The 11,934-nt window shown below is 71.4% G+C and carries 12 protein-coding genes; 8 read left to right on the forward strand and 4 right to left on the reverse strand.

All coding sequences use genetic code 11. The features are described 5' to 3' along the window. Nucleotides 1–51 precede the first annotated feature (51 nt). Both OG259_RS20820 and OG259_RS20825 read left to right on the forward strand, forming a co-directional pair. Nucleotides 52–729 carry a FadR/GntR family transcriptional regulator gene (locus OG259_RS20820; protein ID WP_328943640.1) on the forward strand — a complete coding sequence of 226 codons (678 nt, stop codon included), beginning with the start codon at nt 52–54 and terminating at the stop codon, nt 727–729. After that, the gene (locus OG259_RS20825) at nt 729–2,045 is read left to right on the forward strand and encodes a CynX/NimT family MFS transporter (protein WP_328943641.1); all 1,317 of its coding nucleotides are present in this window, start codon (nt 729–731) and stop codon (nt 2,043–2,045) included. Before OG259_RS20820 ends, OG259_RS20825 begins: the two co-directional genes overlap by 1 nt. Before the next feature lie 92 nt (nt 2,046–2,137). Here the strand turns inward: OG259_RS20825 and OG259_RS20830 are convergent, their stop codons facing one another. Genes OG259_RS20830 through OG259_RS20845 form a run of 4 tightly spaced genes read right to left on the reverse strand, consistent with a single transcriptional unit; the run spans nt 2,138 to nt 5,668 of the window. Then, on the reverse strand, nt 2,138–2,857 hold the full coding sequence (locus OG259_RS20830; RefSeq protein WP_266894232.1) for an ABC transporter permease: 720 nt from the start codon (nt 2,855–2,857) through the stop codon (nt 2,138–2,140). Between the two features lie 14 nt (nt 2,858–2,871). Further along, the gene (locus OG259_RS20835; RefSeq protein WP_328943642.1) at nt 2,872–3,783 is read right to left on the reverse strand and encodes an ABC transporter ATP-binding protein; all 912 of its coding nucleotides are present in this window, start codon (nt 3,781–3,783) and stop codon (nt 2,872–2,874) included. Continuing rightward, nucleotides 3,780–4,691 (reverse strand): ABC transporter permease, encoded by a 912-nt coding sequence (locus OG259_RS20840; protein WP_328943643.1) that lies wholly within the window; start codon nt 4,689–4,691, stop codon nt 3,780–3,782. Before OG259_RS20840 ends, OG259_RS20835 begins: the two co-directional genes overlap by 4 nt. After that, on the reverse strand, nt 4,688–5,668 hold the full coding sequence (locus tag OG259_RS20845; protein ID WP_328947132.1) for an ABC transporter ATP-binding protein: 981 nt from the start codon (nt 5,666–5,668) through the stop codon (nt 4,688–4,690). Before OG259_RS20845 ends, OG259_RS20840 begins: the two co-directional genes overlap by 4 nt. Before the next feature lie 264 nt (nt 5,669–5,932). Here OG259_RS20845 and OG259_RS20850 point away from each other — a divergent pair, with 264 nt between their 5' ends. The 6 genes from OG259_RS20850 (at nt 5,933) to OG259_RS20875 (ending at nt 11,831) form a co-directional block, all read left to right on the forward strand. Next, on the forward strand, nt 5,933–6,778 hold the full coding sequence (locus OG259_RS20850; protein WP_328943644.1) for a M24 family metallopeptidase: 846 nt from the start codon (nt 5,933–5,935) through the stop codon (nt 6,776–6,778). Beyond that, nucleotides 6,778–8,613, forward strand: coding sequence for an SDR family oxidoreductase (locus tag OG259_RS20855; protein WP_328943645.1), 1,836 nt, complete (start codon nt 6,778–6,780; stop codon nt 8,611–8,613). The genes OG259_RS20850 and OG259_RS20855 overlap by 1 nt, the downstream gene beginning before the upstream one ends. Nucleotides 8,614–8,812: 199 nt before the next feature. Next, a complete protein-coding gene (locus tag OG259_RS20860) occupies nt 8,813–9,742 on the forward strand; it encodes a MerR family transcriptional regulator (protein ID WP_328943646.1) in 930 nt (309 codons plus the stop codon). 141 nt (nt 9,743–9,883) lie between these two features. After that, nucleotides 9,884–10,444: an RNA 2'-phosphotransferase gene (locus OG259_RS20865; RefSeq protein WP_328943647.1), complete on the forward strand. Its 561-nt coding sequence runs from the start codon at nt 9,884–9,886 to the stop codon at nt 10,442–10,444. Nucleotides 10,445–10,459: 15 nt separating this feature from the next. Then, complete coding sequence (locus tag OG259_RS20870; protein WP_328943648.1) at nt 10,460–10,912, forward strand: hypothetical protein; 453 nt, start codon at nt 10,460–10,462, stop codon at nt 10,910–10,912. Nucleotides 10,913–10,937: 25 nt separating this feature from the next. Then, nucleotides 10,938–11,831: an LLM class flavin-dependent oxidoreductase gene (locus OG259_RS20875; RefSeq protein WP_328943649.1), complete on the forward strand. Its 894-nt coding sequence runs from the start codon at nt 10,938–10,940 to the stop codon at nt 11,829–11,831. Nucleotides 11,832–11,934 lie beyond the last annotated feature (103 nt).

Consider the following 11,934-nt stretch of genomic DNA (forward strand, 5'->3'; position numbering starts at 1 on the left):
GTCAGTTGTAGGATGACTGGGCAACCGGGCAAATGGAGAGGTCGGAACGGCATGGCACTCAGGGCGGCGGGACGGACCTCGCTGGTGGACTCCGTCGTGGACCAGCTGCGGACACAGCTCGCGGACGGCGAGTGGGCGGTCGGCGACCGCATCCCGACCGAGCACGAGCTCGCGCAGCAGCTCGGCGTGGGCCGCAACACCGTCCGGGAGGCGGTCCGCGTCCTGGTCCACGCGGGTCTCCTCGAATCCCGACAGGGCAACGGCACCTTCGTCAGGTCGACCGCCGATCCGGCGGCCGTGCTGCGCGGGATGCGGCACGCGGGCGCGGGCGACGTCCTCGAACTCCGGGTGGCCCTGGAGGCCGAGGCCGCCCGGCTCGCGGCGGCCCGGCGGGACACCCACGACCTGCTGCGGCTCCGGGCGGCCCTGACCACCCTGCGCGAGGAGGGCGACCGGGACGCGGACGCGGACCTCGCCTTCCACCTGGCGGTCGTCGGCGCCACCCACAACGCGGCCTTCGTCGAGGTCTACCGGTTCTTCTCCGCCCAGGTCCACGAGGTGCTCGTGGAGGCCCTCGGCGACCGGGAGATGCCGCCGGTCGACATAGACGCCCACGAGGCCCTGGTGGCGGCGATCGAGGCGGCCGACCCGGAGGCGGCGGAGCGGCAGGCCCGCGAGCTGCTGCGGGTCCCGATGGAGACCGTCGCGGCGCTGACGGAGAACTCCTGATGGGCGCGGAGACACAGACGGGCACGGGCCCGAGGGATTCCACCGCGCCCGTACCCGTACCGGCGTCCGCGCCCGTGCTCGTCGACGCCGAGGCCTGGGTCCAGGGGTCGGCGGCGGGGGCGGCGGCCCGGCGGGCGCTGCTCGCGCATCCGGCGCTGCTCCTGACCGGCATCGTGCTGGCCTCGCTGAACATGCGGGCCGCGCTCGCGAGCGTGGCGCCCCTGGTCGGCGAGATATCCGAGGCCTTCGGGCTCTCCGCGACGGCGAGTTCGCTCGTCACCTCGGTGCCGGTGCTGTTCCTCGGCGTGGGCGCGCTGGTCGCGCCCTGGCTGGGCCGCCGCTTCGGTGCCGAACGCGTCCTGTTCGCGGCCCTGCTGCTGCTCGCCGTCGGCATCCTCGCGCGCGTACTGCCCTCCGTGTACGCGCTGTACGGCGGCGGCCTCCTCGTCGGCACCGCGATCGCCCTGCTCAATGTGCTGATGCCGGGCCTGATCAAGCGTGACTTCCCGGGCCGGGCCGCGGCGATGACCTCGGTCTACACGGGCGCGATGATCGCCGGTGCGACGGTCGCGGCGGCGGCCGCCGTGCCGCTGGAGAAGGCGCTCGGCGGTGGCTGGGAGGGCTCGCTCGGCTCCTGGTCGCTGCTCGCCGTCGTCGCCGCGGTCGCCTGGCTGCCCCAGGTGCTGATCGCCCGGGGCCGGACGGGCCATGAGGTACGGGCCGTCCCGGCCGTCGGCGGCCGCCCGGTGAGCGTCTGGCGCTCGGCGCTGGCCTGGCAGGTCACGCTCTTCATGGGCCTGCAGTCGCTGTGGTCGTACGTGCTGATCGCCTGGATGCCGACGATCTTCACCGACCACGGGATGAGCCGCTCCACGGCCGGTGTCGTCTTCGCCTTCAACAACCTGATCCAGGTCGCCGGCGCCTTCGTGGTGCCGCTGCTCGCCGGCCGGATGCGGAGCCAGCGTCCACTGATCGTGCTGGTCACCACGCTGGTCGCGGCCGGTTACGCCGGTCTGATGGTGGCGCCGGTGGAGGGTGCCTGGCTCTGGTCGGCGGTGCTCGGGGTCGGCCAGGGCGGTGCGGTCGGTCTCGCCCTGACCCTGATCGTGCTCCGCTCCGGGGACGCGGTGACCGCGGCCCGGCTGTCCGGGATGGCCCAGACGGTCGGCTATCTGCTCGCCGCCGCGGGGCCGCTCGCGGCCGGCGCGCTGCACCAGGCCACCGGCTCCTGGACCCTGCCGATCTGCGGGGTCCTCGGCGTCTGCGCGGCGGCCCTCGCCGTGGGACTGCTCGCCGCCCGGGACCGGGCGGTGTGAGGGGTGGGGGGTTGCGGTGCGGCTCCGGGGTGGGGCTCCCGGGGACGGGGCGGTGATCCTCGGAGCCGTACCGCGTCTCCTGCTCTTCCGGTCTACTCCTCGCCCGCCAGGGTCAGCTTGCCGAGCTTGTGGCCGGCGAACCAGGTCGCCGCGACCGTGACCGCGGCGAGGAGCACCACCGCCGTCGTCAGGCCGACCTCGGAGGTGACCAGGCCGTCGCCGGTGACCTTCTGCGCGAGGGCGAGCGCCCACTGCTGGACGCTCAGGGTCCGCGCGCCGGCGATCAGGGAGCCGAACAGGGCCTCCCACACCAGGGCGTAGACCAGGCCGATGACCACCGCGTGCCGGCTGATCGTGCCGAGCAGCAGGAACAGCGCGCTGTACGCGATGGAGGCCACGAGCGCCGCCACCGTGTACGCCACGGCCACCTGCTGGCCGTTGCCGTTGAGGATGAAGCCGGCGATGAACGTCGGCACCGCCGAGAAGACCATCGTCACCGCGATCGCCACGATCAGCTTCGTGAAGATGATCGAGGGCCGCTTCACCGGCTTGGACAGCAGATAGACGATCGAGCCGTCGTCGATCTCGGGTCCGATCGCACCCGTACCGGCGATCACACCGATCAGCGGCACCATCGTGGCCAGCGCGAAGCCGCCGAGGACATCGGCCGCGACCTGGTCGTCCGCGCCGTTGAAGGCGCGCACCGCCGCCGCGATGAGCAGCAGCATCCCGGGCAGCAGGAAGAGGATCAAGGCCCGGCGGCGGCCGAGGAGGGCCCGGTAGGTGAGCCGGGCGACTGTGGGGTTGTACATCGGTCAGGCTCCTTTCAGGCCGCGACGAGGTACGAGAAGACCGATTCGAGGGACTCGTCCGAGGGCGAGACCGTCAGCAGACGGATCCCCCGCTCGCGCGCGACCTTCGGCAGCAGTTCCGTGAACCGTCCGAAGTCCACCGCCTGGATGCGCAGTCCGCCCTCCGCGTGGTCGACCTCGATCCCGGCCGTGGACGGGTCGGCGATCAGCGCCGCGGCGAGTGCCCGGTCGTCGCTGGAGCGGACCAGGTAGCGGTGCGGCCGGTCCGTCATCAGCCGGCGGATCTTGCGGAAGTCACCGGAGGCCGCGTGACGCCCGGCCACGATCACCTCGATGTGGGAGGCGAGCTGCTCGACCTCCTCCAGGATGTGCGAGGAGAACAGCACCGTCCGGCCGTCCGCGCCCATCTGCCGCAGCAGGTCCATCAGCTGCATGCGCTGGCGCGGGTCCATGCCGTTGAACGGCTCGTCGAGCAGGAGCACGGACGGGCCGTGAACGAGGGCCGAGGCCATCTTCACGCGCTGCCGCATGCCCTTGCTGTACGTGGAGATCTTGCGGTCCTGCGCGTACTCCATCTCGACCGTGGCCAGGGCCTGCTGGGCCTCCTTGGCGCCGAGGCCCTGCAGCTCCGCGTTGGCCACGACGAACTCGCGGCCGGTGAGGAAGTCGTACATCGCCTCCCGCTCGGGCACGACGCCGATCTCGCGGTAGACCGACTCGCTCCCCCAGATCGTCTGCCCGTCGAGGGTGACGCTGCCGGTGGAGGGGTCGAGGAAGCCGCCCATCATGTTGATCAGGGTGGACTTTCCCGCGCCGTTGGGCCCGAGAAGGCCGGTGACACCCGGGCCCACCGTCATCGTGACGTCGTTCACGGCCACGACGTTTCCGAACCAGCGGGAGACGTGGTCGATGTGGAGCGTTGTCACAGCCCGACCTTTCGGTAGCGGCGCATCAGGATGCCGTACGAGCCGGCGATGAGCGCGAGGACGACCAGCAGATAGACCGCACCGGTGCCGGCGCCCGGCCCCTCGCCTCCGGGGAAGGAGGAGGGCGCGCCGAGGAAGGCGGTCTGCACGCCGTCGATGAGCGTGATCGGCGAGAAGAGGCCGAGCCAGGAGATGGCGCCCAGGTTGTCCGTGCCGTACGCGATGCCCTGGAGCGTCGAGACCGCGCCGTACGAGATGGTCAGCGCGCCGATCACGGCGGCGACACCGAAGCCGCGGCGCGGGGTGAGCGCCGCCATGACCAGCCCGATGCCGCCGAACAGCAGCGAGAGCAGCGCCACGGAGAGCAGTCCCTGACCGAACATCTGCGTCTGGGTGCCGAAGTCCATCTTGGCGAGCAGCGAGCCGATCCAGAGGATCAGCAGCGGGACCGAGGTCAGCAGGAAGAGCGCCGAGGCCATCGCGCCGAACTTCGCGAGCACGTAGTCCGCGCGCTCGATCGGCCGGGAGAAGTACAGCGGCACGGTCCTGAAGCGGAGGTCGCGGGAGACCGACTGCGGTGCCTGCGATGCCAGGTAGATGCCGATGACGACCTGGAGGAAGATCGCGTACTGCGTGTACTCGATCGACAGCTTGGTCTGCTTGGTGACGACCGCGACCGCGACGATGATCAGCGCGGGAACGCACATCACACCGAAGAGGAGCATCGGCAGCACCTTGGACTTGGCGCTGCGGCCCAGGCCGTACGCGCCGCGCAGCGACTGCGAGAACAGCGACCTGCGCGCGTACGCCCGGCCGAGACGCTGGCCGTCGTAGGACCGGTAGCCGATGTTGTGGATGCGGGTCGTGTCGGGAGCGGCCTGGGAGGGCTGGGGGGTCTGGGTGCTCATCGGGCCGGCACCTCCTCGTGCTGCGGGTCCTCGTGTTGCGGGGACGCCTCGGGGCGGAAGACCTCGGCGATGTGGTGACGGCGCTGCTCCATGCGGACGAGACCGAGACCGAGACCGGCGACGGTGTCCCGCACGAGGTCGTACGTCTCCTCGCCCGGGGCTTCCAGGAGGAGGATGTGGCCGGCGCCGGGCAGGCCGTCCTCCACGCCCGCGTGGAGGGTGACACCCGCACCGGAGAGGGCCGCGCGGAGGGCCGCCGTGCCGTCGGGGTGGGTGTCGGAGTCGGTGACCTCGACCGCGAGCGTCGTGGTGGTCCGGGTGAAGTCGCTGGTGGAGCTGGAGCGGAGGAGCCGGCCGCCGTCGATGACGACGACGTGGTCGCAGGTGCGCTCCAGCTCGCCGAGGAGGTGCGAGGTGACGAGGACGGAGATGCCGAAGTCGGTCCAGACCCGGCGGATCAGTCCCAGCATCTCGTCCCGGCCGACCGGGTCCAGACCGTTCGTCGGCTCGTCCAGGAGGACCAGCTTCGGGTCGTGGACCAGGGCCTGCGCGAGTTTCACGCGCTGCTTCATGCCCGTCGAGTAGCCGCCCATGGGGCGGTACCGCTCCTCGTACAGACCGACGTGCCTGAGGGTGTCGGCGGTCCGCTCGCGGGCGGCGGTGGCGGGCAGCCCGGACATCCGCGCCATGTGGACGACGAACTCGGTGGCCGAGACGTCCGGCGGAAGGCAGTCGTGCTCGGGCATGTACCCCACGCGCTCACGGATCTGGGCGCCGGAGGTCCGGACGTCCATGCCCAGGACCTGGGCGGTGCCCTCCGTGGCGGGGGAGAGTCCGAGCAGGATTTTGATCATGGTGGACTTGCCGGCTCCGTTGGCACCCACGAGTCCGGTCACACCGGGTCCGATGTCCAGGGAGAGCCGGTCAAGAGCGGTCACCCGGGGGAACCGCTTGCTGAGGCTTTCGGTCGCGATCACAGTCACGCCTTCGACGGTAGTGGTGTGCGCCACAGCGGTCGTCAGCCCAACGGCTCGATCCTTGTCCGACCAGAGGAGTACAAGCCCGTAGGGGCGGTCGCGACGAAAGTCTTTTTCCACAGGCTCGGGGATCGGCGTAGGCGTCCGCTCTTCCACAGGCCGGTGTCCGACCCCTTGACGCAGCCGCCGGTCATTGTCACATTCATCGGTGTCAAGTTACGGACGCGTAGCGCAGTCGGGCGCTCACACGGGACGGCGGGTGGCATGGCCTCAGCAGTGACAGGGGAACTCTCCGCGGAGCTGCGGGGGTTCAGGGAAGTACAGCGGCTCTCCTACGAGTGCGCGGAGGCCGTCGCGGCGCAGCTCAAGCCGGGGGTGACCGAGCGCGAGGCGGCGCGGATGCAGCGCGAGTGGCTGTACGAGCGGGGGGTGCGGGACTGGTTCCACCGGCCGTTCGCCTGGTTCGGGGACCGCACCGCCTTCGTGGACTTCAAGATCCCGCTGCAGTTCTTCCCGACGAACCGGCGTCTTGAGGCGGGGATGCCGTTCATCCTCGACATGGCCCCGGTCTACAAGGGACACACGGCCGACATCGGCTACAGCGGCTGCCTGGGCCTCAACCCCCTGCACGACAAGCTGCTCGCCGACCTCAAGGACCACCGCGAGCTGATCCTGCGCGAGGTGCGCGAGCGCCGCACGCTCCGCGAGATCTACCAGGACGTGGACCGGCTGATGGTCCGCCAGGGGTACGCGAACCGGCACCGGGCCTACCCCTTCGGCGTCATCGCCCACAAGATCGACCGGGTGAAGGAGCGCCGCTGGTCGCCGACGGTCTTCGGCTTCGGCACCCAGGCGCTCAAGGGCCTCGCGAGCGACGCCCTGCACGGCCACCGGGACGGCTGGTCGCCGCTCTGGTCGCCGTACAAGTTCTCCGACCACCCGCCGAAGCCCGGCCTGTGGGCGGTCGAGCCGCACCTCGGTTTCCGGGGGACGGGCGCGAAGTTCGAGGAGATCCTGGTCGTCACCGACTCCCGGGACCCGGAGCAGAGCGCATTCTGGCTGGACGACGATCTGCCGCACGTGCGGCGCTGGAACGAGGGGGCGGTCTGATGGCGGGGCTCAAGAAGCCGGTGGCAAGGGCCGGCGGACCGGCGACCGGGCTCGCGGGCGCACGGGAGCGCTGGGTCCGTACGGGCGGGATAGAGCTGTGTGTCGCCGAGCTGGGCGAGACCGGCCGGCCCACCGTCCTGCTCGTGCACGGCTACCCGGACTCCAAGGAGGTGTGGTCCGAGGTCGCCACCCGGCTCGCCGAGGACTTCCACGTCGTCCTCTACGACCTCCGGGGCCACGGCCGCTCGACGGCGCCGGCCCCGCTGCGCGGCGGCTTCACCCTGGAGAAGCTGACGGACGACTTCCTCGCGGTCGCCCAAGCCGTCAGCCCGGACCGGCCGGTCCATCTCGTCGGCCACGACTGGGGCTCGGTGCAGTCCTGGGAGTTCGTCACCGTCGCGCGCACCGAGGGCCGGATCGCCTCCTTCACCTCGATGTCGGGGCCTTCCCTCGACCACTTCGGGCACTGGATCAAGCGGCGCATGGCCCGGCCCACCCCGCGCCGGGTCGGCCAGCTCCTCGGCCAGGGCGCCAAGTCCTGGTACGTGTACATGCTGCACACGCCCGTGCTGCCGGAGCTCGCCTGGCGCGGCCCGCTCGGCAAGCGCTGGCCGAAGATCCTCGAACGTGTCGAGAAGGTCCCGGCCGGCGACTATCCGACGCCTTCGCTGCCGAGCGACGCGGCGCACGGCGCCTGGCTCTACCGGGACAACGTCCGGGCCCGCCTCGGCAGGCCGCGCCCCGACGCGTACGCGCACGCGCCCGTGCAGCTGATCACGCCGACCGGTGACGCCTTCCTCTCCGAGCGGCTCTACGACGACCTGGGCGACTGGGTGCCGGACCTGACCCGGCGCACGCTGCCCGCGAAGCACTGGGTGCCGCGCACCCGGCCGGACCAGCTGTCGGCCTGGATCGGCGAGTTCGTCCGGACCAACGAGGAACCGGCGGCCAAGGCTCCCAAGCCGGTCGCGGAGACGGCGGCGAAGAACGGGGTGAAGCCGGAGTACGCGGAGCGGTTCGGCGGCCAGCTCGTCCTGGTGACCGGGGCGGCCAGCGGCATCGGACGGGCCACCGCCTTCGCCTTCGCCGAGGCCGGTGCCCGGGTCGTGGCCGTCGACCGGGACGCCGAGGGCGCGGTCCGCACGGCCGAGATGGCCCGGTTGATCGGCGCCCCGGAGGCCTGGGGCGAGACCGTCGACGTCGCCGACGAACAGGCGATGGAGAAGCTGGCCGCCAAGGTGGCGAGCGAATACGGAACGGTCGACGTCCTCGTCAACAACGCGGGCATCGGACTCACCGGCTCCTTCTTCGACACGACGAGCGAGGAGTGGAAGCGGGTCCTCGACGTCAATCTGTGGGGCGTGATCCACGGGTGCCGGGTCTTCGGCGCCCAGATGACCGCGCGCGGCCAGGGCGGCCACATCGTGAACACCGCGTCCGCCGCGGCGTTCCAGCCCTCCCGTGCCCTGCCCGCGTACAGCACGTCGAAGGCGGCGGTGCTGATGCTCAGCGAGTGCCTGCGCGCGGAGCTGGCCGATCAGGGCATCGGGGTGTCCGCGATCTGCCCCGGCATCGTCAACACCAACATCACGGCGACCGCGCGGTTCGCCGGGGTCACGGACGAGGCGGAGGAGAAGCGGCGCCAGAAGAAGGCGTCCCGGCTGTACGGCCTGCGGAACTTCCCGCCGGAGAAGGTCGCGGACGCGATCCTGGGGGCGGTCCTGCACGACCGCGCGGTCGTCCCGGTGACGCCCGAGGCCAAGGGCGCGCACTTCCTGTCCCGGCTGAGCCCGGGAACGCTGCGGGCCTTCGCACGGTGGCAGCCGCCGGCGTAGGGAGGGAGCGCGGCGGGCCGGGGCCCGGCCCCAGCCCGTACGCGCGGGGGCCGGGTCGGGCCTGCTGTCCTAAGCGGGGGGGGGCCGGGTCGGGATCGCGGTCGTACGCGCGGGGGCCGGGTCGGGGCCGCGGTCGTACGATCCCCTGCAGGAGGGGCCCCGCGGCGCGGGGTGGAGCGAGCGGTCGGTGGGAGCGGGTTTGTCCGAGCAGTCAGCACAGCCGGAGTACCGGATCGAGGATCTCGCCCATCACAGCGGGGCCACGGTCCGGACGATCCGCGCCTATCAGGACCGCGGTCTGCTGCCCCGCCCGGAGCGGCGGGGCAGGTCGAACGTGTACGGGGACGCGCATCTCGCGCGGCTCCGGCAGATCGCCGACCTCCTCGACCGGGGCTACACCCTGGCTTCGATCAAGGAGCTCCTGGAGGCCTGGGACACGGGCCGGGGACTCGGCGGGGTGCTCGGGCTGGTCGCGGAGGTCCACGGACCGTGGACGGACGAGCAGGCGGACCGGATCTCCCGCGCGGAGCTGGACGCCCGCTTCGGCGGCACGCCGGACGAGGACGCCATTCTGGAGGCCGTCGAGCTCGGCGTACTGGAGCCGCTCCCGGACCGGGATACGGAGGAGTACCTCGTACCGAGTCCACAGGAACTCGCCGTGGCAGCGGAGTTGTACGCGGCAGGGGTGCCCCTCGCGGCAATCACCGGACACCTGCGGGAACTTCGGGATCAAGTGGAGCACATCGCCGCCCGTTTCCTGGAGTTCACGACCGAGCACGTCTTCGCGCGCTACCTGGAGCACCGGCCGCCGACGGACGCGGACGCGACCGAGGCGGCGACGATGGTGCGGCGACTCCGGCCACTCGCCCAGCAGACGGTGGACGCCGAACTGGCCCGCGCCATGCGTCTGCTGGCGACCCGTCACCTTCAGCTCCATCTGTCGCCCGACGGGCATCCGGTGACGGACGACGAGCCGCGTCCGGTGGGGCTACCGGCCGGGACGGTGCGGGCCGTTCAGGGGCTGGTGGGTCCGGAGGGCGTCGCGGCCTTCGTCGCCGCGGCAGCCGAACGGGAAGTTCACAAAAGGACATTGGATACTCTTGCCTCAAGTCGCCCAATCGAGAGGTAATTTACCCAATACGCCTTAAAATGGAGGGCTGTTGTCCACAGAATTGCCAACTGCCCTGTGGATAACTCACTTTGGCTGTGGATCAAACCTGACAGCCGAAAATCTCTGGCCGGGCGATCCGGGCTCCGTCATCCTGACGGAATGACCCGACCACAACCACCGGACGAACGCCGTACGGTGAAGATCTCGAAGTACCTCTCCAAGCATCTGCGCCACCAGCCCGAGCGCATCGGACTCGTCCTCGACGCGCAGGGCTGGACCGAGATCGACACGCTGCTCGAAGCCCTCGCGCGGAACGGCTTCCCGGTCACCCGCGAGGAACTCGACCACGTCGTCGCGACCAACGACAAGAAGCGCTTCGCGATCGAGGGCACCCGCATCCGCGCCAGTCAGGGCCACACCGTCGAGGTGGACCTGGACCTGCCGCCCGCCGAACCGCCCGCGTACCTCTACCACGGTACGGTCGCCGCCCTGCTTCCCGCGATCCGGGCTGAGGGACTGCGGCCCATGGCCCGCCACCATGTGCACCTCTCCCCCGACCGGGAGACCGCTACCCGCGTCGGCGCGCGTCGCGGACGGCCGGTCGTGCTCAGCGTGGACGCCGGCGCCATGCACCGCGCCGGACACGTCTTCCGTGTCAGCGCCAACGGGGTCTGGCTGGCGGACGCCGTCCCGCCCCGGTTCCTCCGCTTTCCCGGCTGAGGCATGATCGTCACCATGCCTCACCCGCACCTGCCCAGTACCGAAGCGGCCGTCACCGCGATCCGCGGGTTCGCCCAGGAGTTCAACCTGGAGATGACGGTGACCGACGACATCGGCGCGGACCGGACGTCCCGGCGCACCTCCGCCGGCGCCTTCGCCGTCCTCGACCCGGACGGCTCGCTGCCGCACGAGGCCTATGTCGAACTGGGCGGATCGCCCCTGGTCACGGTTCAGATCTTCCCCGAGGACGACGCCAGGATCGTCGTGGACGGCATCGCCTTCGAGGACGTGCCCCGCGACGCCGTCCCCGCCTTCCTCCGCTCGGTGCACGGCGGCCTCGCCCATGTGAAGGGACGTTTCCTCCCGCCCGGCTGGTGGCTGGTCGTCCCGCTGCCCGGCGACGAGACGTACAAGGAGCTCGTCCCCGGCGCCTCGCTCACCCCCTGGATGAACCGCAACGTCCGCTGATCCTCCCGCGCGTATCGTGGCAGTCATGCGCTTGAGTACGGTGATCCTCCCCATCCACCGATGGAGCGAGGGGCAGAAGACCTGGCAGCGGGCCGAAGAACTCGGCTTCCACGCCGCTTACACCTACGACCATCTGTCCTGGCGGACCTTCCGGGACGGCCCGTGGTTCGGGGCGCTGCCCACGCTCACCGCGGCGGCGACGGCCACCGAGCGGATCCGCCTCGGCACGCTCGTGACTTCGCCGAACTTCCGCCACCCGGTGACGCTCGCCAAGGAGCTGATGGCGCTCGACGACATCTCCGAGGGGCGGATCACGCTCGGCATCGGCGCGGGCGGCAACGGCTTCGACGCCACCGCGCTCGGGCAGGAGCCGTGGACGCCGAAGGAGCGCGCGGACCGTTTCGGCGAGTTCGTGCCGCTGCTCGACCGGCTGCTCACCGAGGACGCGGTGACGGAGCGGGGCACGTTCTACTCGGCCGACGAGGCCCGGAACATCCCCGGCTGCGTGCAGCGCCCCCGGCTGCCGTTCGCGGTCGCGGCCACCGGTCCGCGCGGGCTGAAGCTGGCCGCGCGATACGGGCAGGCGTGGGTGACGACGGGCGACCCGAAGATCTTCGAGGACGGCACCCCCGAGCAGTCCGTGGCGGCGCTGCGCGGCCAGATCGAGAAGCTCGGCAAGGCCTGCGCCGAGACCGGGCGCGACGTGGCCGAGCTCGACAAGGTCCTGCTGACGGGCTTCACCCCGGATCGCGGCCGACCGCTGGAGTCCGTGGACGCGTTCGTCGACTTCGCGGGGCGCCACCGCGAGCTGGGCTTCACCGAGATCGTCATCCACTGGCCGATCCCGGACTCGGACTTCGCCGCCGACCAGACGGTCTTCGAGCAGATCGCCACGGAGGCACTCGCTCAGCTGGGCTGACGACAGCGTCGGCGCCCGCGCGGTGGATCAGACGTCGGCGTCGGCCCGGTGGATCAGACGTCGGCGCCCGCCCGGTGCATCAGGCGTCGGCGTCGGCTACGGG

This window comes from Streptomyces sp. NBC_00250 (assembly GCF_036192275.1).
GTDB lineage: Bacteria > Actinomycetota > Actinomycetes > Streptomycetales > Streptomycetaceae > Streptomyces.

Bases quoted from the DNA above. Each gene is read 5' to 3' on its own strand.
- OG259_RS20820 (WP_328943640.1), top strand. From the start codon at position 52: ATGGCACTCAGGGCGGCGGGACGGACCTCGCTGGTGGACTCCGTCGTG.
- OG259_RS20825 (WP_328943641.1), top strand. From the start codon at position 729: ATGGGCGCGGAGACACAGACGGGCACGGGCCCGAGGGATTCCACCGCG.
- OG259_RS20830 (WP_266894232.1), bottom strand. From the start codon at position 2,857: ATGTACAACCCCACAGTCGCCCGGCTCACCTACCGGGCCCTCCTCGGC.
- OG259_RS20840 (WP_328943643.1), bottom strand. From the start codon at position 4,691: ATGAGCACCCAGACCCCCCAGCCCTCCCAGGCCGCTCCCGACACGACC.
- OG259_RS20850 (WP_328943644.1), top strand. From the start codon at position 5,933: ATGGCCTCAGCAGTGACAGGGGAACTCTCCGCGGAGCTGCGGGGGTTC.
- OG259_RS20855 (WP_328943645.1), top strand. From the start codon at position 6,778: ATGGCGGGGCTCAAGAAGCCGGTGGCAAGGGCCGGCGGACCGGCGACC.
- OG259_RS20865 (WP_328943647.1), top strand. From the start codon at position 9,884: ATGACCCGACCACAACCACCGGACGAACGCCGTACGGTGAAGATCTCG.
- OG259_RS20870 (WP_328943648.1), top strand. From the start codon at position 10,460: ATGCCTCACCCGCACCTGCCCAGTACCGAAGCGGCCGTCACCGCGATC.
- OG259_RS20875 (WP_328943649.1), top strand. From the start codon at position 10,938: ATGCGCTTGAGTACGGTGATCCTCCCCATCCACCGATGGAGCGAGGGG.